General features: G+C 72.9%; 16 protein-coding genes and 1 pseudogene. 14 read left to right on the forward strand and 3 right to left on the reverse strand.

Translation table 11 applies throughout. The features are described 5' to 3' along the window. From ACZ4AA_RS37650 to ACZ4AA_RS37670, 5 genes and pseudogenes are all read left to right on the forward strand, one after another. A pseudogene (locus ACZ4AA_RS37650) lies at nt 1-369 on the forward strand (flavodoxin-dependent (E)-4-hydroxy-3-methylbut-2-enyl-diphosphate synthase); the annotation flags it as partial. Between the two features lie 456 nt (nt 370-825). Next, nucleotides 826-1,584: an SDR family oxidoreductase gene (locus ACZ4AA_RS37655; RefSeq protein ID WP_467612999.1), complete on the forward strand. Its 759-nt coding sequence runs from the start codon at nt 826-828 to the stop codon at nt 1,582-1,584. A 106-nt stretch (nt 1,585-1,690) separates the two neighbouring features. After that, the gene (locus ACZ4AA_RS37660) at nt 1,691-2,539 is read left to right on the forward strand and encodes a GNAT family N-acetyltransferase (protein ID WP_467613002.1); all 849 of its coding nucleotides are present in this window, start codon (nt 1,691-1,693) and stop codon (nt 2,537-2,539) included. Between the two features lie 61 nt (nt 2,540-2,600). Further along, nucleotides 2,601-3,170: a GNAT family N-acetyltransferase gene (locus tag ACZ4AA_RS37665; RefSeq protein WP_467613005.1), complete on the forward strand. Its 570-nt coding sequence runs from the start codon at nt 2,601-2,603 to the stop codon at nt 3,168-3,170. Nucleotides 3,171-3,241: 71 nt separating this feature from the next. Then, nucleotides 3,242-4,933 (forward strand): proline--tRNA ligase, encoded by a 1,692-nt coding sequence (locus ACZ4AA_RS37670; RefSeq protein ID WP_467613008.1) that lies wholly within the window; start codon nt 3,242-3,244, stop codon nt 4,931-4,933. A gap of 333 nt (nt 4,934-5,266) precedes the next feature. Here ACZ4AA_RS37670 and ACZ4AA_RS37675 read toward each other — a convergent pair whose 3' ends face one another. Genes ACZ4AA_RS37675 through ACZ4AA_RS37685 form a run of 3 tightly spaced genes read right to left on the reverse strand, consistent with a single transcriptional unit; the run spans nt 5,267 to nt 7,392 of the window. After that, nucleotides 5,267-6,211 (reverse strand): aminoglycoside phosphotransferase family protein, encoded by a 945-nt coding sequence (locus ACZ4AA_RS37675; RefSeq protein ID WP_467613044.1) that lies wholly within the window; start codon nt 6,209-6,211, stop codon nt 5,267-5,269. 39 nt (nt 6,212-6,250) lie between these two features. Beyond that, entirely contained in the window at nt 6,251-6,724 is a 474-nt protein-coding gene (locus ACZ4AA_RS37680; RefSeq protein WP_467613011.1) for a ferritin-like domain-containing protein, read from the reverse strand. Beyond that, on the reverse strand, nt 6,721-7,392 hold the full coding sequence (locus tag ACZ4AA_RS37685) for a hypothetical protein (RefSeq protein ID WP_467613014.1): 672 nt from the start codon (nt 7,390-7,392) through the stop codon (nt 6,721-6,723). The genes ACZ4AA_RS37680 and ACZ4AA_RS37685 overlap by 4 nt, the downstream gene beginning before the upstream one ends. A 251-nt stretch (nt 7,393-7,643) precedes the next feature. Between ACZ4AA_RS37685 and rimP the strand changes: the two genes are divergently transcribed. From rimP to ACZ4AA_RS37730, 9 genes are all read left to right on the forward strand, one after another. After that, nucleotides 7,644-8,141, forward strand: coding sequence for a ribosome maturation factor RimP (gene rimP / locus ACZ4AA_RS37690; protein ID WP_467613020.1), 498 nt, complete (start codon nt 7,644-7,646; stop codon nt 8,139-8,141). A 2-nt stretch (nt 8,142-8,143) separates the two neighbouring features. Further along, nucleotides 8,144-9,142, forward strand: a complete 999-nt coding sequence (nusA, locus tag ACZ4AA_RS37695) for a transcription termination factor NusA (protein WP_467613023.1) — start codon at nt 8,144-8,146, stop codon at nt 9,140-9,142. A gap of 101 nt (nt 9,143-9,243) precedes the next feature. Further along, on the forward strand, nt 9,244-9,522 hold the full coding sequence (locus ACZ4AA_RS37700) for a YlxR family protein (protein WP_467613026.1): 279 nt from the start codon (nt 9,244-9,246) through the stop codon (nt 9,520-9,522). Between the two features lie 148 nt (nt 9,523-9,670). After that, nucleotides 9,671-12,823, forward strand: coding sequence for a translation initiation factor IF-2 (gene infB, locus ACZ4AA_RS37705; RefSeq protein ID WP_467613029.1), 3,153 nt, complete (start codon nt 9,671-9,673; stop codon nt 12,821-12,823). Nucleotides 12,824-13,059: 236 nt separating this feature from the next. Then, complete coding sequence (locus tag ACZ4AA_RS37710) at nt 13,060-13,353, forward strand: DUF503 domain-containing protein (protein WP_384791348.1); 294 nt, start codon at nt 13,060-13,062, stop codon at nt 13,351-13,353. Between the two features lie 43 nt (nt 13,354-13,396). Beyond that, nucleotides 13,397-13,867 (forward strand): 30S ribosome-binding factor RbfA, encoded by a 471-nt coding sequence (gene rbfA / locus ACZ4AA_RS37715; RefSeq protein ID WP_467613032.1) that lies wholly within the window; start codon nt 13,397-13,399, stop codon nt 13,865-13,867. Further along, entirely contained in the window at nt 13,864-14,769 is a 906-nt protein-coding gene (gene truB, locus ACZ4AA_RS37720) for a tRNA pseudouridine(55) synthase TruB (RefSeq protein WP_467613035.1), read from the forward strand. Before rbfA ends, truB begins: the two co-directional genes overlap by 4 nt. Before the next feature lie 264 nt (nt 14,770-15,033). After that, the gene (locus ACZ4AA_RS37725) at nt 15,034-19,059 is read left to right on the forward strand and encodes a trypsin-like peptidase domain-containing protein (protein WP_467613038.1); all 4,026 of its coding nucleotides are present in this window, start codon (nt 15,034-15,036) and stop codon (nt 19,057-19,059) included. 135 nt (nt 19,060-19,194) lie between these two features. After that, nucleotides 19,195-20,148, forward strand: a complete 954-nt coding sequence (locus ACZ4AA_RS37730; protein WP_467613041.1) for a bifunctional riboflavin kinase/FAD synthetase — start codon at nt 19,195-19,197, stop codon at nt 20,146-20,148. Nucleotides 20,149-20,239 lie beyond the last annotated feature (91 nt).

The following is a 20,239-nucleotide window of genomic DNA, read 5'->3' on the forward strand; positions in this document are numbered from 1 at the left end:
ATCCTCCAGTCGCTGAACCTGCGCCAGCGCGGCCTGGAGATCGTCTCCTGCCCGTCCTGCGGCCGCGCCCAGGTCGACGTCTACAAGCTGGCCGAGGAAGTCACCGCCGGCCTCACCGGCATGGAGGTCCCGCTCCGCGTCGCCGTCATGGGCTGTGTCGTCAACGGCCCCGGCGAGGCCCGCGAGGCCGACCTCGGTGTCGCCTCCGGCAACGGCAAGGGCCAGATCTTCGTCAAGGGCGAGGTCATCAAGACCGTCCCCGAGTCGAAGATCGTGGAGACCCTGATCGAAGAGGCGATGAAGCTCGCCGAGCAGATGGAGGCCGACGGAGTCGCCTCCGGCGAACCGTCGGTGTCCGTGGCGGGCTGACCCGTCCATGGCGGGCTGGCCCGTCCAGGCTCGGCTCGCCGTCCGTCGTGAGCTGACCGCCCAAGGCGGGCTCGCCGTCCCCGGCGGCTGACGCCCCCAGCAGTTCCGTACGAGGCCCCCGGGCCCGCGCACTCCCGAACCCCCGATCCGGTGACGACCGGCGGGGGGTTCCGGACGCTGCGGGGACCCGGGGGCCTCCGCCGTTGCGGCACCGTCCGGGCGTCTCCGCACCTCGGCCTCACCGGTGTTCCGGCGCCCCGGGGTTCCCGTTCCGCCGACAGGCGCGTGTCGGGTTCCGGCGCGACGATGGGGCGGAGCGCCGGGCGGCACGGTCCCGGCGCGGCTTTCCGCAGGCACGGACGAAGGGGCAGGGCGCGGCACCGGTCCCGCCCACGCGACCGCACGGCCCCTCCCACGCGACCGCAGGGCCGGTGCACCCGGCCCAGGAGGCACACCATGACCGCTGACCGAGAAGTACGGGGACCGCGCGCCCCGGGCATCGCCGACCAGACGGTCGTGGTGATCGGGGCGAGCGCCGGCATCGGACGGGAGACGGCCCGGCAGGTGCGCGCCGGCGGCGGACGCCTGGTCCTGGTCGGCCGGAACCCGGAACGCCTGGAGGAGGCCGCGCTCGAACTCCAGCCGGTCGGCACCGCGGCGTTCGACGCGAGCGACACCGTCCGCCTCGCGGAGTTCTTCGAGAACCTGCCGGGACCGGTCGACCACATCCTGCTCACCGCGGGAAGCCCCGCCTACATGCCCCTGGACGACATGGAGGTGGACCGGGCGAGCCGCGCGTTCGCCCAGCGTCTGTCCATGACCCTCGGCGTCGCCCTCGGCAGCCGGGACAAGGTGCGGCCCGGCGGCACCCTGATCTTCATCGGCGGCACGGGCGGCCGACGCCCCGGTCCCGGTATGTCGATCGTGAGCGCCATGACCGCGGCCCTGCCCGCCCTCACCGCCAACCTGGCCCTCGAACTCGCACCGATCCGGGCGAACCTCATCGCCCCCGGATTCGTCGACACCCCCCTGTCCGCCGCGCTGCTCGGCGACCGGCTCGAAGAACGCCGGGAGGAACTGCGCCGGACCCTTCCCATCCGCCGGGTCGTGGGCCCCGAGGACGTGGCGGCGCTCGCCGTCCACATCATGGTCAACGAAGCACTCACCGGGGCGACGTTCGACGTGGACGGCGGCCAGCAGCTCGTGGCCCCTTGACCGGGCGCTGCGGCCGGACCGTTCCGCCGGTACGAGGGGCGGCGTCGCACAACAGCGCCAGGTACAGTGCGGAGATCAGCAGATCCCAGGGTGAGGGCCCCCGCACGTGTTGACCCAGACCACCACCAGGGTCCTCGAACCGAGTGACCTGGACGCCGCGCTCGCCGTCCTCGGCCGCGAGCCGGTGGCGAACGCCTTCGTCACCTCCCGAGTACAGGTCGCCGGGCTCGACCCGTGGCGGCTCGGCGGCGAGATGTGGGGCTGGTACGAGGACGGCATGCTCCAGTCCCTGTGCTACGCGGGCGCCAACCTCGTGCCGATCTGCGCCACCCCGCGCGCCGTGCGCGGCTTCGCCGACCGGGCCCGCAGAAGCGGCCGCCGCTGCTCCTCGATCGTCGGACCCGCCGAGTCCACCGCCCAGCTGTGGCGGCTGCTCGAACCGAGCTGGGGTCCCGCCCGAGAGATCCGCGCCCACCAGCCGCTGATGGTGACCGACCGGCTGCCCGCCGGCATCACCCCGGATCCGTACGTCCGTCGCATCCGCAAGGACGAGATGGAGACGATCATGCCGGCCTGCGTCGCCATGTTCACCGAGGAGGTCGGCGTCTCGCCGCTGGCCGGCGACGGCGGCCTGCTCTACCAGGCCCGGGTGGCCGAGCTCGTCGGCTCCGGCCGCTCCTTCGCCCGTCTCGACCGGGACGGCAACGTCGTCTTCAAGGCGGAGATCGGCGCCGCGACCACCGAGGCCTGCCAGATCCAGGGGGTGTGGGTGGCTCCCGAATACCGCGGCCGGGGCATCGCGGCTCCCGGCATGGCGGCCGTCCTGCGCTACGCCCTCGCCGATGTCGCCCCGGTCGTCAGCCTCTACGTCAACGACTTCAACACCGCGGCGCGGGCGACGTACCGGCGCGTGGGGTTCCAGGAGACCGGCGCGTTCATGAGCGTCCTGTTCTGACGCCCGGTGAGGGCCCGTCGGCACCTCACGCGTCACACGGTCCGCCAGGTAGTCTCCCGGCATGCTGCGCTTTCCCGGTCACGGCCACCGCCAGTCCGACGACGTGGTCATCGGCCCGCTGGATCTCGCCGCGCGCGTCGACGAGGCACTCGCCGTGCAGGCGCTCGCCTTCGGGCTCGGCGCCGACGAGATCGCCGTGCGGCGCCAGATCGTGCTGCGCCACCTCACCCATCCGGGAGCACGCGCGCTGGGCGCCACCACCGCCGACGGACGGCTCGTGGGCTTCGTCTACGGCATGCCCAACGACCGCGCGCACTGGTGGTCCACCGTCGTCGAACCGTATCTGCGCGCCCAGGGTCACGACGGCTGGCTCGACGACTCCTTCGTGATCACCGAACTGCACGTCCACCCCCGCTTCCAGAACCGGGGCGTGGGCCGCACCCTGATCACCTCGATCACGGACACGGCGACCGAACCCCGCTCGATCCTCTCCGCGATCGACATCGACAGCCCGGCCCGCGGCCTGTACCGCTCCCTCGGCTACGAGGACCTCGCCCGGCGGGTCCTGTTCCCCAGCGCGCCCAAGCCGTACGCCGTGATGGGCGCCCCTCTCCCGCTGCGACACCGCTAATGGATTTCCGGGGACGGCCGCTGCCCGGATAACCTCCAGGCATCACCCTTACGCAGCAGGAGTCGAGAACCATGGCCCAGGTCCAGCGCATGTCCCGTTTGATGGTCAAGACATTGCGTGACGACCCGGCGGACGCCGAGACGCTCAATCACAAGCTGCTCATGCGCGCCGGTTACGTGCGTCGCAACGCCGCGGGCATCTGGACCTGGCTGCCGCTGGGCAAGAAGGTCCTGGACAACATCTCCCGCGTAGTCCGCGAGGAGATGGACGCGATCGGCGCCCAGGAGGTCCTCCTCCCGGCCCTGCTGCCCAAGGAGCCCTACGAGGCCTCGGCCCGCTGGGAGGAGTACGGCGACCTGCTGTTCCGCCTCAAGGACCGCAAGGGCGCCGAGTACCTGCTCGGTCCCACGCACGAGGAGATCTTCACGCTGATCGTGAAGGACCAGGTGGCCTCGTACAAGGACCTGCCGGTCATGCTCTACCAGATCCAGACGAAGTACCGCGACGAGGCCCGTCCGCGCGCCGGTGTGCTGCGCGGCCGTGAGTTCCAGATGAAGGACTCGTACTCCTTCGACATCACGGACGAGGGCCTCGCCGAGTCCTACCGGCTGCACCGCGAGGCCTACCAGAAGATCTTCGCGCGTCTCGGCCTCGACTACCGCATCGTGTCCGCCGTCTCCGGCGCCATGGGCGGCTCGGCCTCCGAGGAGTTCCTCGCGCCCGCCCCCGCCGGTGAGGACACCTTCGTGGACTGCCCGGCCTGCGACTACGCCGCCAACACGGAGGCCGTGACCTTCAAGCTCACGCCCGTCTCGGAGGAGCACGGCGCGGTCGAGGAGCTGGACACCCCCGACACCCCGACCATCGAGACGCTCGCCGAGCACCTCGGTGTGCCCGCCTCCGCGACGCTGAAGAACCTGCTGGTCAAGATCGACGGCGAGATCGTGGCCGTGGGCGTCCCCGGCGACCGCGAGGTCGACCTCGGCAAGCTGGGCGAGCACCTCGCCCCGGCCGTCGTCGAGCTGGTCACGGCGGAGGACTTCGAGGGCCGCGCCGATCTCGTACGCGGCTACGTGGGCCCGCAGGGCCTGGAGAAGGTCCGCTACATCGCCGACCCGCGCGTGGCCCCCGGCACCGCCTGGATCACCGGCGCCAACAAGATCAACACGCATGCGAAGAACGTCGTGGCCGGCCGTGACTTCGAGGTCGACGACTACCTCGACGTCGTCGTGGTGGAAGAGGGCGACCCCTGCCCGAAGTGCGGGGCCGGCCTCAAGCTGGACCGCGCCATCGAGATCGGCCACATCTTCCAGCTCGGCCGCAAGTACGCCGACACCTTCGGCCTCGACGTGCTCGGACAGCAGGGCAAGCCGGTCCGCGTGACCATGGGCTCGTACGGCATCGGCGTCTCCCGCGCCGTCGCCGCGCTGGCCGAGCAGTCGGCGGATGAGCAGGGCCTGTGCTGGCCCAAGGAGATCGCTCCCGCCGATGTGCACGTGGTCGCGGCGGGCAAGGCCCTCCAGACCGAGCTGGCGCTCGACGTGTCCGAGAGGCTCGGCGCCGCCGGCGTCCGCGTCCTGGTCGACGACCGCGCGGGCGTCTCCCCGGGCGTGAAGTTCACCGACGCGGAGCTCATCGGCGTCCCGACGATCCTGGTCGCCGGCCGCCGCTCGGCCGAGGGCGTCGTGGAGCTGAAGGACCGTCGCACCGGTGAGCGCGAGGAACTGACCGTCGAAGAGGCGATCGCCCGCCTCACGGCGTAACCGACGACCTGGGCGGCGCCCCGACCCCTCAAGGGGGGTGCGAGGCGCCGTTCGGCTTTTCCGGGGTGCCGCGTTCCACTCGGCCGTTTCCAGGGATACGGGGCGAGGTTCGGCCCTCTCCCGGAGGCACGGGGTTCGCTCCGGCCGGGACGCGGCCCGGTTCCGCGGGACGCCGCGCGGCTTGCTCAGGAGCCGTCCGGAGCACGCCGCGGCCCAGCCCCTTCGGGTCTCCGCCCGGTCCTCCGCCCCGCGAGGCTCCGCCGGGGGCTTCTCGCGCGGGCCGTCCGGTGCACAGCGGATGGAGCACCACCGCGGGACCTGGCCGCCCGGTCCTCAGAGCCAGCCGGCGAACTCCAGGAGCAGTTCGGCGTCCTGGGGGCGGCCCACCCGGCCCGCACGGACGCCCGACTCGACGGCGCGGAACAGGGTCCAGCCGCGCAGCCGCGCCTGGTCCACGTCCAGGGACTCGGCGAGCCGCTTGATCCGCCGACGGGTGATCGACGCCCCCGAGGGCGACGCGATGAGGTCCTCCACCCGGTCGCGGACCAGCCGGGCCAGATCGAACGCGCACTCGCCGACCACCGGGTCGGGTCCCACGGCCAGCCAGGGCAGGCGCTCGGCGGCGAGCACCTTGCTCTGCCGGAACGTCCCGTGCAGCAGCCGTGCCTCCGGCGGCTCGGCCAGCAGTTCGTCGCGGGCCGCGAGGGCGGCGCCGACCAGATCACGGACCCCGGCTCCGCCCTCGCCCGCCGCCGTGGCCCGCATGGCCTCGGCCTGCCGCCCGGTCCGCTCCGCCACCGTCTCGAAGACGGAGTCCGCGGGCGGCTCGACCCACAGCCGCCGCAGCGTCCCCGCCGCCTCCAGCAGGGCCTTCGCCTCGGGCAGCGACCGCACGGAGACATCCGGGTGCAGCCGTTCCAGGAGCAGCACGCCATCGGTCGCGGAGACGCCGTCCGGGTCACCGGGTCCGAGCAGCCGGACCGCGCCACGGCCGTCCCAGTGGGCGAGCGCGGCCCGCTCGCTCTCCGGACGCGCCCGCCCGGGCGCCAGTTTGAGCACGGCGGGCGTCCCGTCGGCCCGTCGCACCAGGACGACCAGACTGCTGCGCCCGCCCGGCGCCTGCACCCGTTCCACCGTCAACTCGCGCGCGGCGACGGTCCGTCGGGCCAGCTCGGGCAGCCGCTCCAGCCACTCGTCGGCCGCGCCGGCGCTCTCCGGCCCGCTCCGGCGGGTCTCGCCGAGCGCCCGGAGGAGGCGCCTCGGCGGTTCGAAGGCCATGCGCGAGTCCATGCGCGAGAGGTTTCCTTCCAGGTCGCGTTACGTCGGCGAGGGTGCCGTGGGGGACGGGGTGGCCGCCCGCTCGGCGAGCCCAGGGAAGGCTACGCTCTCGCCGCTCCAGCGCACCGCGCGCACCGCGGCCTCGCGCAGCGCCCCGGCCGCCATGCGCCGCCGGTCGCCCGTGGAGGCGCGTACGAGGTCGGAGTACACGTCGGCCACCCGCTCCTCGAGCTCGGCCGCGAACCGTATGGCCGCGGCGGTGTCCGTCACCGGGAACGGCAGCATGTACGCGGCCGAAGCGGCCTCGGGAACGGCGCCCATGTCCTTCACCGCCCGCGTGAGTTCGTCCCGTCGCGCCCGGTGGCCGTCGTACGCCGACCGGGCGTCCGGCTGCCGGGCCGAGCCGATCCGGGCGCCCACGACGCCGTAGCCGTAGACGGCCGCGTGCTCGGCGCCCAGCGCGGCCTGGAGGGCCTTGAGCTCGGCTTCCTCGGTCCTGTTCCGCTTGCTCACTTCGCCGCCTTCGTCAGCAGGTACGCGTGGGCCGCGCCGGCCGCCGCCACGGAGGCGAGCAGCCGGGCGAGTTCGCCGGGCACGGTCACCAGGGCCTGGGTCCGTTCGTCCGCGAGCGCCAGCTCGGCGGAGGCGAGTGCGGCGAGCGCGTCCTTGGGACGGACCGCCACACCGGGGGAGGCCCCGGCCGAAGCCGAAGCCGAAGCCGAAGCCGAAGCCGAAGCCGAACTCGACGCGGGCGCCGACCCGGACGCCGGGACCGTGGCCGAATCCGTGGCCGACGCGGACGGCGATCCGGTCGGGGACGCGGACGTCGAAGCCGCTGCCGAGCCCGTCGGCGAGGCGGACCCCGAGGAGGACGCCGTCGCCCCCGCGCTTCCGCCCCCGAACACCGTCGCGTGCCGGACGACCTCGGCCCGCAGCGGGCCGAGCCGCTCCGCCAGCTGCGGATGCGCGGCCATCACCGCGGTGTAGCGGTCGGAGAGGCTCATGCTGTCGCGGGCCGCACGCGCGCGGGCCCGGTCAGCGGCCGAGGGGCTGCCGCCCGTCGTGTCGCCGGACGGCTCGGGAGCGGAACAGCCCGCGAGCGCGAAGGCACCCGCGGCGGCCGCGAGCAGGGTCCTTCGGCGCGGACCCGACGGGGTGCGCGACGGCAGGGGGAACGACACGGCAGACGTCCTCGGAGGGCTCGTACGAATGTATGGGCGAACTGCCCGTGATCACGGTACCCGCGCAGAGCCCGATCACGGCCCAGCGGCTCTCCTCCAACTGTCTCCGGCCCCGTTCGCCGCGGTCCCGCCGGGGTCCGCCGGTGCGGGCCCACCCGCTCGGTGGACGGCAACACCCTCCGCGACCGGATACCCTTTGAGCTGACACGCGACCAACCCACAACAGCACACGCGGCCGAGGAGTCACCCGGATGAGCACGACCCAGAGCGAGAGGCTTCGAGAACTCCTGGATCCGCTCGTGAGCTCCCAGGGCCTCGATCTCGAGGAGATCGAAGTGGAGTCCGTAGGCCGCAAGAGAGTGCTGCGCGTCGTCGTCGACTCGGACGAGGGCGCCGACCTGGACGCGATCGCCGATGTGAGCCGCGCGCTCTCGGCGAAGCTCGACGAGACCGATGTGATGGGTTCGGGTGAATACACCCTCGAGGTCGGAACCCCCGGTGCCGAGCGCGAGCTCAAGGAACACCGTCATTACGTACGCGCCACCGACCGCCTGGTGAAGTTCCAGCTGGCGGAGGACGGCGAACTGCTCGCGAGGATCCTGCGGGTCGAGGACGACGGTCTCGATGTCGAGGTGCCGGGTGTGAAGGGGCGCAAGCCCACCGCCAGGCGGCTCGCCTTCGAAGACGTCGTCAAGGCCCGCGTCCAGGTCGAGTTCAGCCGCAAGGACAAGAAGGAAGAGGAGGCGTAGCCGTGGACATCGACATGAGTGCCCTGCGGGGTCTGGTGCGGGAGAAGGAGATCTCCTTCGACCTGCTGGTCGAGGCGATCGAGTCGGCCCTCCTCATCGCCTACCACCGCACCGAGGGAAGCCGCCGGCGCGCGCGCGTGAAACTCGACCGGGAGACCGGTCATGTGACCGTGTGGGCGAAGGAGGACCCCGAGGACCTGGAGGAGGGGCAGGAGGCCCGCGAGTTCGACGACACCCCCTCGGGGTTCGGCCGGATCGCCGCCACCACCGCCAAGCAGGTCATCCTGCAACGCCTGCGGGACGCCGAGGACGACGCGACCCTCGGCGAGTACGCGGGCCGCGAGGGCGACATCGTCACCGGTGTGGTCCAGCAGGGCCGCGACCCGAAGAACGTGCTCGTCGACATCGGCAAGCTGGAGGCCATCCTGCCGGTGCAGGAGCAGGTGCCCGGTGAGAACTACGAGCACGGCCTGCGCCTGCGCTCGTACGTCGTACGGGTGGCCAAGGGTGTCCGCGGTCCGTCCGTGACCCTGTCCCGTACGCACCCCAACCTCGTGAAGAAGCTCTTCGCGCTGGAGGTGCCGGAGATCGCCGACGGTTCCGTCGAGATCGCCGCCATCGCCCGTGAGGCCGGCCACCGCACGAAGATCGCCGTCCGGTCCAACCGCAGCGGCCTGAACGCCAAGGGTGCCTGCATCGGCCCGATGGGCGGCCGGGTGCGCAACGTGATGGCCGAGCTGAACGGCGAGAAGATCGACATCGTCGACTGGTCGGACGATCCGGCGGACATGGTGGCCAACGCGCTCTCGCCGGCCCGGGTCTCCAAGGTGGAGGTCGTCGACCTCGCGGCCCGCTCCGCGCGCGTGACGGTCCCCGACTACCAGCTCTCGCTGGCGATCGGCAAGGAGGGCCAGAACGCCCGCCTCGCCGCGCGTCTCACGGGCTGGCGGATCGACATCCGTCCGGACACCGAGCAGCCCGACGGGCAGCGCGGGGAATAGACCGGGAATAGATCCGGCCCGCGCATCGCTTACATCACGACAACAACCGTTCGATTCTTGCCCCAAAGGGGTGAGGTCGGTACGGGGAGGTAGACTCAAGAGTGTCTGGCCGGACGCGAGCCCGCGCATGCCCTGAACGCACCTGTGTGGGGTGCCGGGAGCGAGCGGCCAAGAGAGACTTGCTGCGCATCGTGGCGGTCGAGGGTGAAAGTGTCCCCGATCATCGCGGTACGCTGCCTGGTCGGGGTGCGTACGTGCATCCCGTTCCGGTCTGTCTCGACCTGGCGGTCCGCCGCCGGGCGATCCCACGGGCGCTGCGCGCCCCGGGACCGCTCGACACCGTGGCGTTGCGCCTCTACGTCGAGCAGGCAACACCGTAAGAAGCGTCGTACGGAACCCCCGTGCGGCCCTGGTATTCCGCGAGTTGGAAGTAGGTCGAGATTGCGATGAGCACTCGATGAGCACGCGATGAGTACGCCCATGAAGTAGCGACGGTCCGGACGCAGACCCGGACCTAAAAGGAGCGAAGTGGCTAAGGTCCGGGTATACGAACTCGCCAAGGAGTTCGGCGTAGAGAGCAAGGTCGTCATGGCCAAGCTCCAAGAACTCGGTGAATTCGTCCGTTCGGCGTCCTCGACGATCGAGGCCCCCGTCGTACGCAAACTGACAGATGCCCTCCAGCAGGGCAACGGTGGCGGCAAGCCCGCCCCCCGCAAGGCTGCCCCGGCGAAGCCGGGCGCCCCCTCCCCGGCGCAGGCTGCCCGTCCGGCCGCCCCGCGCCCGCCGGCCCCGAAGCCGGCCGTGGCCGACAAGCCCGCGGCCGCTCCGGTGACCCCGGCGGCTTCGGGCCCCCGCCCGACTCCGGGTCCCAAGCCGGCTCCGAAGCCCGCTCCGGCGGCTCCGGCTCCGGTCGCGGCCGAGTTCACGGCGCCCCCGTCGGCGCCGGCCGCGCCGCAGACCCCCTCCTCGGCTCCCGCCGCGGGTGCCCGTCCGGGCGCCCCGCGTCCCGGTGGCCAGCAGGCCCCGCGTCCCGGTGCCCGTCCGGCCGGTGGCCCCGGCCAGGGCGGTCAGGGCCGTGGTGACCGTCCCGAGCGCGGCGACCGTCAGGGCGCCCCGCGTCCCGGCGGCCAGGCCCCGCGTCCGGGTGGTGCCCGTCCCGCGGGTCCCCGTCCGGGCAACAACCCGTTCACCTCTGGTGGCTCGACCGGCATGGCGCGCCCGCAGGCGCCCCGTCCGGGCGGTGCCCCGCGTCCCGGTGGCGCCGGTGCCCCCGGTGGCCCGCGCCCGCAGGGTGCAGGCGGCCAGGACCGTGCTCCCCGTCCCCAGGGCGGTCCCGGCGGCGCTCCGCGTCCGCAGGGCGGTCCGGGCGGTGCCCGTCCGACTCCGGGCGGCATGCCCCGTCCGCAGGGTGGCGCTCCGCGTCCCGGCGGCGCTCCGGGCGGTAACCGTCCGAACCCCGGCATGATGCCTCAGCGTCCTGCCGCGGGCAGCCCGCGTCCCGGCGGCGGCCCCGGTGGCCGTGGTCCGGGTGCAGGCGGCGGTCGTCCCGGCGGTCCCGGTGGCGGTCGTCCCGGCGGCGGCTTCGCCGGTCGTCCGGCCGGTCCCGGTGGCGGCGGTGGCGGTTTCGCCGGTCGTCCCGGTGGTCCCGGTGGCGGTGGCGGCGGTTTCGCCGGCCGTCCGGGTGGTCCCGGCGGTGGCGGCGGCGGTCGTCCCGGCTTCGGCGGTCGTCCGGGTGGTCCCGGTGGCCGTGGTGGCACACAGGGTGCGTTCGGCCGTCCCGGCGGTCCGGCGCGTCGTGGTCGCAAGTCGAAGCGGCAGAGGCGCCAGGAGTACGAGGCCATGCAGGCCCCGTCGGTCGGCGGCGTGATGCTGCCTCGCGGCAACGGACAGTCCGTCCGCCTGTCGCGCGGTGCGTCCCTCACCGACTTCGCCGAGAAGATCGGCGCCAACCCGGCGTCGCTCGTCGGCGTGATGATGAACCTCGGCGAGATGGTCACTGCCACGCAGTCCGTCTCCGACGAGACGCTGAAGCTCCTCGCGGACGAGATGAACTTCGTCCTCGAGATCGTCAGCCCCGAGGAGGAGGACCGCGAGCTGCTCGAGTCCTTCGACATCGAGTTCGGCGAGGACGAGGGCGACGAGGACGACCTCGTGGTCCGTCCGCCGGTCGTGACCGTCATGGGTCACGTCGACCACGGTAAGACCCGCCTTCTCGACACCATCCGCAAGACGAACGTCGTCGCGGGCGAGGCCGGCGGTATCACGCAGCACATCGGTGCGTACCAGGTCGCGACCGAGGTCAACGGTGAAGAGCGCAGGATCACCTTCATCGACACCCCCGGTCACGAGGCGTTCACCGCCATGCGTGCCCGTGGTGCCAAGTCGACCGACATCGCGATCCTCGTGGTGGCGGCCAACGACGGTGTGATGCCCCAGACGATCGAGGCGCTGAACCATGCCAAGGCGGCCGACGTGCCGATCGTGGTCGCGGTCAACAAGATCGACGTCGAGGGCGCGGACCCGACCAAGGTGCGCGGTCAGCTCACCGAGTTCGGTCTGGTGGCCGAGGAGTACGGCGGCGACACGATGTTCGTCGACATCTCCGCCAAGCAGGGCCTCAACATCGAGAGCCTGCTGGAGGCCGTGGTCCTGACCGCGGACGCCTCGCTCGACCTGCGGGCCAACCCGGAGCAGGACGCGCAGGGTATTGCGATCGAGTCCCACCTCGACCGCGGCCGCGGTGCCGTTTCGACGGTCCTGGTCCAGCGCGGCACGCTGCGCATCGGCGACACCATGGTGGTCGGCGACGCGTACGGCCGTGTCCGGGCGATGCTCGACGACAACGGCAACAACGTCGAGGAAGCGGGTCCGTCGACCCCCGTCCTGGTCCTGGGTCTCACCAACGTCCCGGGTGCCGGCGACAACTTCCTCGTCGTCGACGAGGACCGCACGGCGCGTCAGATCGCCGAGAAGCGGGCGGCGCGCGAGCGCAACGCCAACTTCGCCCGCCGGGGTGTCCGGTTCTCCCTGGAGAACCTGGACGAGGCCCTCAAGGCCGGTCTGGTGCAGGAACTCAACCTCATCATCAAGGGCGACGCGTCCGGTTCGGTGGAGGCTCTCGAGTCCTCCCTGCTCCAGCTCGACGTCGGCGACGAGGTCGACATCCGTGTCCTGCACCGCGGTGTGGGTGCGGTCACCGAGTCCGACATCAACCTGGCGACCGGCTCCGACGCCATCGTCATCGGCTTCAACGTCCGCGCTGCGGGCCGCGCGGCGCAGATGGCGGAGCGCGAGGGCGTCGACGTCCGGTACTACTCGGTGATCTACCAGGCCATCGAGGAGATCGAGGCGGCCCTGAAGGGCATGCTGAAGCCGGAGTACGAGGAGGTCGAGCTCGGCACGGCGGAGATCCGCGAGGTCTTCAAGTCGTCCAAGCTGGGCAACATCGCCGGTGTCCTGGTCCGTTCGGGCGAGGTCAAGCGCAACACCAAGGCGCGCCTCATCCGCGACGGCAAGGTCATCGCGGAGAGCCTCAACATCTCCGGGCTGCGTCGCTTCAAGGACGACGTCACCGAGATCCGCGAAGGGTTCGAGGGCGGTATCAACCTCGGCAACTTCAACGACATCAAGGTCGACGACGTCATCGCGACGTACGAGATGCGCGAGAAGCCGCGCTCGTAAAGCGGTTGTGTGAGCTGGCCGACGGTGAGAAGTCACCGTCGGCCAGCTTGCCGTTTGCCTGCTTGCGCAGTTCCCCGCGCCCCGTCAGGGACGCGGGGAACTGCGCGACAAGCCCCCCACCGGTCCGCGGGGCGAAAACCCCCGCGAGCATCCCAGCCGTTCGTTGTACGGTTCTGATGTCCCTGCCAAGCACTGGCAGGCCGTCTACCCCGTACCGGCGGGACATCCGGTTACACATGTATGTGGGGACGCTGTCCTTCGATCTGCTCCTCGGCGATGTTCACTCGCTCAAGGAGAAACGCTCTCTCGTCCGGCCGATCGTCGCCGAACTCCAGCGGAAGTACGCGGTGAGTGCCGCCGAGACGGGCAACCAGGACCTTCATCGCAGGGCCGAGATCGGCCTGGCGGTGGTCTCCGGGGACACCACGCACCTGACCGACGTACTGGACCGGTGCGAACGGCTGGTCGCTGCGCGACCGGAGGTGGAACTGCTGTCGGTACGACGCAGACTCCACAACGACGAAGACTGACGAAGACCGACGCAACACGCAAGGCGAAGAAGGAGACGGACCAGTGGCCGACAACGCGCGGGCGAAGAGGCTGGCGGACCTCATCCGAGAGGTGGTGGCCAAGAAGCTACAGCGCGGGATCAAGGACCCGCGGCTCGGCACTCACGTCACCATCACGGACACCCGGGTCACCGGGGACCTCCGGGAGGCCACCGTCTTCTACACGGTGTACGGGGACGACGAGCAGCGTGCCGAGGCGGCCGCGGGCCTGGAGAGCGCCAAGGGTGTGCTCCGCTCGGCCGTCGGCGCGGCGGCGGGCGTGAAGTTCACGCCGACGCTGACGTTCGTCGCGGACGCCCTGCCGGACACCGCCAAGACCATCGAGGACCTCCTCGACAAGGCACGGGCCTCGGACGAGAAGGTGCGCGAGGTCTCGGCCGGCGCGTCCTTCGCGGGCGACGCGGACCCGTACAAGAAGCCGGGCGAGGACGACGAGGACGACGACGAGGACGACGAGGGCGACTCGGCTCGATGACGCAGAAGACCAAAACGCCCGACGGGCTTGTCATCGTGGACAAGCCGTCGGGCTTCACCTCGCACGACGTGGTCGCCAAGATGCGCGGCATCGCCCGGACACGCCGGGTGGGCCACGCGGGCACCCTCGACCCCATGGCGACGGGTGTGCTCGTCCTCGGTGTCGAGAAGGCCACCAAGCTTCTCGGGCACCTCGCGCTCACCGAGAAGGAGTACCTCGGCACGATCCGGCTCGGCCAGAACACGCTGACCGACGACGCCGAGGGCGACATCACGTCCTCGACGGACGCCTCCGGTGTGAAGCGCGACGCGATCGACGCCGGGGTGGCCAAGCTGACCGGCGCCATCATGCAGGTGCCGTCCAAGGTCAGCGCCATCAAGATCGACGGCGTGCGCTCGTACAAGCGGGCGCGCGAGGGCGAGGAGTTCGAGATCCCGGCCCGCCCGGTGACCGTCTCCTCGTTCGCCGTGTACGACATCCGTGACGCGGTCGCCGAGGACGGCACCCCGGTGCTCGACCTGGTCGTCTCCGTCGTCTGCTCGTCGGGCACGTACATCCGGGCGATCGCCCGCGACCTCGGCGCGGACCTCGGCGTCGGCGGTCACCTCACCGCCCTGCGCCGCACCCGCGTCGGCCCGTACAAGCTGGACTCCGCGCGCACCCTCGACCAGCTCCAGGAGGAGCTGACGGTGATGCCGATCGCGGAGGCGGCCGCGGCCGCGTTCCCGCGCTGGGACGTGGACTCCAAGCGGGCCCGGCTGCTGCTCAACGGCGTCCGGCTGGAGATGCCCGACGAGTACGCGGGCAAGGGCACCGTCGCGGTCTTCGACCCCGAGGGCCAGTTCCTCGCGCTGGTCGAGGAGCAGAAGGGCAAGGCCAAGAGCCTGGCCGTCTTCGCCTGAGCGGCGCGCGCCCCGCGGGGCGCACGGCCGGGCGGACTTCGCCCGTGGAGCGGCGGTCACGGGGTCTCGTGCCCGCCGCTCGACGGTCCCCCCTCGGTTCCCCCACCCAAGGGTCTATCCATCCGAACTGCCCGATTCACCCCATCGGGCGGGCGCTCGGAGTGAACCGGGGGAGCGGACGGGGGCGCGTTTCCCTCATGATCTGTCCCGCTGATCAACTCGGCCCTACCGTCGGACGCAGGAGCACGGCGGGGAGGTTCGGGTATGGCGGGGCGAGGCCCGCGGACCGGGTACGAAGAGGCGGCCGACGGCGCCGGACGGACCGGCCACGACGCGGCGGACGGCGCCGGACGGACGGGGGACGACGCCCTCGTACGGGTCTGTGACCCGGCCGGCCGTCCACGCGGCACGGGTTTCGCCGCCGACCACCACGGCACCGTGATCACCAGCCACGAGGCCGTCGACGGACTGACCCGAATCGTCCTGCACGCCCCCGGCGGCCCTGCCCGCGTGCTGGGCGCCGACGCCGTCACACCCCTGCCCGCCCTCGGTCTGGCGCTCGTGCGCACCGAAGGCCTCGGCCTGGTTCCGCTCCCCGTCACCGTGCGGGACCGCGTCGCGACCGGCACGTACGTCAGACTCGCCGCGGGCGGCTGGCGCGAGGCGCGCGTGCTGGACACCTCCACCGTGACGTACGCGACCGGCGGCGGTACCCATCTCCTGCGCGACGCACTGGAGTTGGCGATCGGCACGGCGGGCGCGGACGCGCTCAGGCCGGGCGGCGGAGCATCCGGCGGACCGGTCCTCGACGCCCGCACCGGTGCCGTCGTGGCGGTCGTCGGCACCACCCTGGCCCGCAGCACCTCCGAGGAGGCCCCGGAGGCCCCGCGCGCGGCCGGCCTCGCCGTCCCCCTGCGGGGCGCCTCGGAGTCGCTCGCCGCGCTGCTGGCCCGCAACGCGGCCACCGTCCCCGCGTACGGCGCCGATCTCAACCTCGCCGCCGCCCTGGAGCTCACGGCGACCTCGGTGGGCTCGGACGGACCCCGTCCACCGGTCCCGTCCGGGGCTGCCCGACCGTACCCCGGAATCGTCGAACGGGCGGCTGCCGTCCGGGAGTTCGCGGCCTTCGAGAACGGCGGGGCCCTCGTCCTCGGCCTCGTCGGCCCGCCCGGCAGCGGCCGTACGACCGAACTTGCCGCCCTCGCCTCCCGCCGTCTGTGGGGCCGCGCACCGGCCCCCACCCTGTGGCTGCGCGGTGCCGACCTCCGCGCGGACGACGTCTCGGTCGCGGACGCGGCGACGCGCGCCCTGGAACGCGCCGGACGGATCGTGGCCGCATCCCGGCGCGAGCACGCGGAGTCGGGGGCGACGGCCGCGCGGCGCTCCCCGGCCGGGACGAGCGTCCTGCCTCCCGAGGGATACGGAGGCGAACTCGGCGACATCGCCCCGGACCGCCTGGCCGATCCCGCCCGCGCCGCCGGCCGTCCCCTCCTGCTCCTCCTGGACGGCCCCGAGGAGATGCCCCCCGAACTGGCCCACCGCCTCCGCTCCTGGACCGAGGCGACGACCGCGTGGCTGACGGAGACCGGCACCCGCCTGGTGATCGCCTGCCGCGCGGAGTTCTGGGAAGGCGCGGGCGCGGAATTCCCGGCCCACCTGCTGCACCGCCCGCCGCCGTCCTCGGACGCCCCGTGGACACCGGACCCGGACGGGCGGCCCGCCCCTGCCCTGCCATCCTGCGTGCCGCTCGGCGATCTGGGCGAGGACGAGGGGCGGCGGGCCCGGTCCGGAAGCGGGATTCCGGAAGGGGTCCTCGCCCCGGGCGACGCCCGCCATCCGCTGGTGCTCCGGCTGTTCTCCGAGCTGCTGGCCGCGCCCGTGGACGTGCCGTCGGCGCCTGCCACGGCACAGGGTGCCGCCCACCTCGACCGCGACGACGTGTTCGCCGCCCACCTCGACCTGATGTGCCTGCGCGTCGCGGTCCGGCTGGCCGGCGCGAACGGACTGCGCGGCACCGCCGTGCGCCGGCTCGCCGCCCGGGTCTCCGGCCAGGTCCACGAAGCCGCCCGGCGCTGCCTGGGTCCAGGACAGGGCCGACTGGACCGGGCCTCCTTCGAGAGCGTCTTCCCCTGGGGACCGGCCGGAGGACGCCTCGCGGGCATCACCGGCTGGGCGTCCGCCGTCCTCGCCGAAGGACTCCTCGTCCCCGCGGGCGACGGCTACCGCTTCGCCCACGAGGAGCTCGCCGACTGGATCCAGGGCTCCCATCTCGACCTGGACGCCGCGCTGGAGAGCCTGATCCACCGCGGACGCGTGACTCCGGGTCCCGGCACCGGCGTCGGTTCCGGTTCCGGCACCGGCGTCGGTTCCAGCTCCCGTTCCGGGCGTACGGAGACCATGGCGCCCGGCCGACGGCACGCCCGGCGTGACCGGTTCACCGCGCCCGGTGCGGGAGCCGGTGATTCCGGCGCTTTTGCGCTCGGTGTGGACCCTGCGCCCGGTGTGGACCCCGGACCCGGCCGTCGGCACGCCCGGCGTGACCGGTCCACCCCGACCGGCGCCAGAGCCGGTGATCACGGCACCCTCGGCCCCGCCACGGACCCCGTTCCCGTGCCCCGGCACCGGATCGGACCCGTCGTCGAGACGCTGCTCCTGTCGGCCCGGCACCAGGGCACCGCCGAACCGGCCCGTCGCCTCACGGACCTCGTCCACGCGATCGACGAACTGCTCCCCGGGGCGCCGGACCCGCACACCTCCCCGCACGGCGCTGCCCCCGGCATCCGGCAGGCCGCCCCGCAGGGCGACTCCCTCTGGTGGGCCACCCGCCTCCTGACCACCGTCCTGCTCCGCGTGCCCGACGCCACCCCGTACACCGGCGCGCTGCGGCTGCTCACCGAGCGGATCGTGGCCTGGCGCCGGCAGGGCAGGCCCGTACCGGAGGAGCTCGGCCCCGCGTTCTGGGTCGCGCTGCCCGTCCCCGACACGGAACGCTTCGATCTGCTCCGACGCCTGGTGGTGGCCGACCCTCGCCGGACCCCGGCCGCCGCGCCCGCGCACCCGGGCGAGGCCCCCGCCGCCCCGCGCCACCTCGACACGGTCTCCCGCCTCCTCGCCGCCGACCCCATCGCCGTACACCGGCACCTCACCCGCTGGTTCGACGACGAGCGCCCCCTGCCCGCGACGCCGAACGCGACCGTGGCGACGGCCGCGCAGGCACTGCTCTACGCGCACCGGCGGCGCGCCCCGGACGATCTGACCGAGGCCCTGATGGCGGGCGCGCATCCGCGGGGCGACGAACTGCTGGCCGTGCTCGCCGAGGAGGAGCCCTCGGCCGTGTGCCGGGCGGTCGACCGGTGGGCCCGGGACGAACGGCCCGCGCGACGCGCGGCGGCCATCGCCCACGCGCTCCGGGCGGCACCGTTCGCGCCCACCCCGGCCGACCGGGAGCTGCTGCGGCGGGCCGCCCTCGCCCTGCTCGCCCGCCCCGCCGACCACACCCTGCACGGCGCAGCGCTCGGCGTCCTCGTACGGGATCCGCTCACGCGTGCCCGCTGGCTGCCGCAGGCCCTGGAACGCTTCGCGGCCGGCGACCCCCGGTTGCCGCCCGGCGCGCCGGCCGCCGCGCTCACCACCGACCCGGAGCCCGTGCTCGCCGCGTTCCGCGACCGGCTGCTGCGGCTCGGCCCCGACACCGCCGAACTGCTGAGCGCCCTCGCCGACGTCACCACGCCCGCGCTGGCCCGCCCGGTCGCGGCCCTGGTGCGGGAGACCGTGGAGCTGTGCCCTGCGGCCGCCGCCTGCACGGCCGCGGACGTGGACCGGCGCATCGACCACGGGAACGCCTCCCCGGAGGTGCTGTTCCCCCTGGTCAGCGGTCTGCTGGAGATCTGCGGCAGATCGGTGCGGGGCGCGCTCGCCCAGGTCCTCGCGGCACCGGGCGAACAGGCGTCGGCCCCGCTGCGGCGCGAACTGCTCGATCTGCTGCTGGCGCACGAGCGGGATCCGGTCGTTCTCGACACGGTGCTGAAGGCCGCCGGCGACGGCCTCGACCGCAGGGGAGAGGCGCCCACCCGCGAACTCGTGCACCGCGTCGGACTCCTCCTCGTCCGCACACCGGCCGGGGCCACCGCGTTCGACCGCGGCCTGGCCGACCTGGCGCGGTACGTCCCGGGCTTCGCCGCCCTGGTGGCCCGCTGGGTGACCGGCGAACCCCGGACCTGGTCCGGCCTCGTCGGCCCCGGCACCCGCCACCTGATCGAGAGCCTGGCCGGGGTGAGGGCCCCCGTCTGAACCACGCCCGCGCCCCGTGGCGCTGAGTGATCGGTCACAGCCCGATGCCGATGCAAGCCGAGAGCGCACGGCATGGCACCCTTAGAGCTGCGAATAAGGCAATCACGGACACGGGTTCGACAAGGAGCGGTCACAGTGCAGCGCTGGCGTGGCTTGGAGGACATCCCCGAGGACTGGGGGCGCAGCGTCGTCACCATCGGTTCCTACGACGGGGTGCACCGCGGACACCAGCTGATCATCCGGCATACCGTGGACCGCGCCCGTGAACGGGGCGTCCCCTCCGTCGTGGTCACCTTCGATCCGCACCCCAGCGAGGTGGTCCGCCCCGGCAGCCACCCCCCGCTGCTCGCCCCGCACCACCGCCGCGCCGAACTGATGGCCGAACTCGGCGTCGACGCCCTGCTGATCCTGCCGTTCACCACCGAGTTCTCGAAGCTGTCGCCCGCCGACTTCGTCGTCAAGGTGCTGGTCGACAAGCTGCACGCCAAGGCGGTCGTCGAGGGCCCCAACTTCCGCTTCGGCCACAAGGCCGCTGGCAACGTCGACTTCCTGCGCGAGCAGGGCGAGACGTACGACTTCGAGGTCGAGGTCGTCGACCTGTTCGTGTCCGGCGAGGCCGGCGGCGGCGAGCCGTTCTCCTCGACCCTCACGCGGCGGCTCGTCGCCGAGGGCGATGTCGAGGGCGCGCGCGAGATCCTCGGCAGGCCGCACCGCGTCGAGGGCGTCGTCGTCCGCGGCGCCCAGCGCGGCCGCGAGCTCGGTTTCCCCACGGCGAACGTCGAGACCCTCCCGCACACCGCGATCCCCGCCGACGGCGTCTACGCCGGCTGGCTGCACGCCCAGGGCGAGATCATGCCCGCCGCCATCTCCGTAGGTACGAACCCGCAGTTCGACGGTACCGAGCGCACGGTGGAGGCGTACGCCATCGACCGCGTTGGCCTCGACCTCTACGGTCTGCACGTCGCCGTCGACTTCCTCGCCTTCGTCCGCGGCCAGGCCCGGTTCGACTCCATCGAAGCCCTGCTCGTGGCGATCGGCGACGACGTGAAGCGCTCGCGGGAACTGATCGAGGCGTACGACGCGGACTAGGTGTATTGATCACGAGCGTTGTTGACACTGGCGGGTCTTGAACATGGCGAAGACCTCCGATGTGGTGGAGCTGTCTAGGACTGCACCGCAC

This window comes from Streptomyces sp. NPDC024698 (assembly GCF_055559015.1).

Coding starts and splice junctions, on each gene's coding strand:
- ACZ4AA_RS37655 (WP_467612999.1), top strand. CDS start 826: ATGACCGCTGACCGAGAAGTACGGGGACCGCGCGCCCCGGGCATCGCC.
- ACZ4AA_RS37665 (WP_467613005.1), top strand. CDS start 2,601: ATGCTGCGCTTTCCCGGTCACGGCCACCGCCAGTCCGACGACGTGGTC.
- ACZ4AA_RS37670 (WP_467613008.1), top strand. CDS start 3,242: ATGGCCCAGGTCCAGCGCATGTCCCGTTTGATGGTCAAGACATTGCGT.
- ACZ4AA_RS37675 (WP_467613044.1), bottom strand. CDS start 6,211: ATGGCCTTCGAACCGCCGAGGCGCCTCCTCCGGGCGCTCGGCGAGACC.
- rimP (WP_467613020.1), top strand. CDS start 7,644: ATGAGCACGACCCAGAGCGAGAGGCTTCGAGAACTCCTGGATCCGCTC.
- ACZ4AA_RS37710 (WP_384791348.1), top strand. CDS start 13,060: ATGTATGTGGGGACGCTGTCCTTCGATCTGCTCCTCGGCGATGTTCAC.
- truB (WP_467613035.1), top strand. CDS start 13,864: ATGACGCAGAAGACCAAAACGCCCGACGGGCTTGTCATCGTGGACAAG.
- ACZ4AA_RS37725 (WP_467613038.1), top strand. CDS start 15,034: ATGGCGGGGCGAGGCCCGCGGACCGGGTACGAAGAGGCGGCCGACGGC.